The sequence below is a fragment of the Novacetimonas hansenii JCM 7643 genome, from assembly GCF_000964405.1.
In the GTDB taxonomy this organism is placed as follows: domain Bacteria; phylum Pseudomonadota; class Alphaproteobacteria; order Acetobacterales; family Acetobacteraceae; genus Novacetimonas; species Novacetimonas hansenii.
This window is the reverse complement of the sequence record NZ_BANE01000119.1, coordinates 1-1,566: the sequence shown is the minus strand read 5'-3', so window position 1 is coordinate 1,566 and position 1,566 is coordinate 1. Positions and strand designations below refer to the sequence as shown.

Here is a 1,566-nt window from a genome sequence, read left to right as displayed (position 1 = left end):
AAAAAGCTTCAGAAGACGCCGCCTTTTTCGATCGAAAGGCGGCCCCCAGAAACTTGTCCTGTTTTTTATCAATGATGTGTTTTCAGACACTCTCTAAAAACTTGGCCTTTGAATATCCTGATGACGTCTTGTCCATCGGGTGCTTTCCAACATCGCCCTGCGCATCCAATAGCCGCCGGCATATGCCCATGCGGCTTCATGGTGAGGCTCTGCATGGCAAAGCGTCCTTAATAACATGCTGAAATTATAAAATTTTTGGGTATCTCTTTGCTGTAAATACACAAAAAAGACCTTACCTTCATTCAGGAACAGGCAACGCGCGCAGACTTTTCCTTGCGTTTTCACTGTTTTTACCGCCACCCGCCTGCGACAGGAGGCCCGTCATGACCCTCTCCCCCACCGGCCATATCGCCGTCATCGGCAGCATCAATGTCGATTTCGTCTGCCGCGTCGCCCGCTTTCCCCATGCGGGGGAGACGATGCATGTCCACGCCGCGACAACAGGGCTGGGTGGCAAGGGCGCGAACCAGGCGGTGGCCGTCGCGCGTCTGGGCACGGCAGTCGAACTGGCGGGGCAGATGGGCGACGATGCGCTGGCGCAGGTCGCACGTGACGCCATGGCCGATGCGGGGGTGGGGCTGCGTTTCGTGCGCACCGAAACCGGCGGACAGACGGGCCGGGCCTTCATTACCGTCAATGACGCGGGCGAAAACCAGATCCTGGTCCATGGCGGGGCGAACATGACGCTGCGCCCCGATGACGTCCCCGCGCTGGCGCGCGTGTTCGACGGCGCGCGCGTGGTGATGGTGCAGATGGAAATCCCGCCGGACATCGTCGTACGCCTGTGTGAACAGGCGCGGGCGCAGGACATGACCATCATTGTCGATCCTGCCCCCGTCCCGCCCGATGGCCTGCCCGATGCGCTGTTCACGCTGGCCACCGTCATGACCCCGAACGAGACGGAAACGCAGGCCCTGACGGGTATCCTGCCCACCGACGCCCCCACCGCCCGCGCCGCCGCAGCCCACCTGCACGGGCGGGGTGTGGCATGCGCGGTCATAAAAATGGGCGCGCGCGGCGTATTCCATTCCCGTCGCGACGGGGGGGACGGGTTCATTCCCCCCTTTGCCGTCACGGCGGTCGATACCGTTGCGGCGGGCGACTGTTTCGGCGCGGGACTGGCGCGCATGCTGGCATCCGGCGCGCCACTGGATCAGGCCGTGCGCTATGCCGCCGCATGTGGCGCGCTGGCGACGACACGTCCCGGCGCGGCAGAGGCCGCCCCCACGGCCGAAGAGGTTGCGGCACTGCTCGACACGCAGGAATGCGCATCCTGATGTCGTCCCGCCGGACGCCGCCCGTAGACATGCCCGCGATGCTGTTACGTGGGCCGCGGCGGGCCTGCCGGGATTGCGTCGGGATGGTGCGTATGCCGGATTGCGCGCCCCGCCGGACGCCCCCCGTAGACATGCCCGTTAGAGACCATATTAAAAAGTCGGGCTTAATAACATCCTGAAATCAGAAAGGTTTTTGGTGAAGCTTTTTCCAAAAAGCTTCGAAAGACGC

Annotated in this window: 1 protein-coding gene; it reads left to right on the top strand. The window is 62.6% G+C overall.

The window, feature by feature from the left end; translation table 11 throughout:
- Nucleotides 1-383 precede the first annotated feature (383 nt).
- On the top strand, nucleotides 384-1,337 hold the full coding sequence (locus B7G66_RS09200) for a ribokinase (RefSeq protein WP_003621556.1): 954 nt from the start codon (nucleotides 384-386) through the stop codon (nucleotides 1,335-1,337).
- The last annotated feature ends 229 nt before the right edge of the window (nucleotides 1,338-1,566 follow it).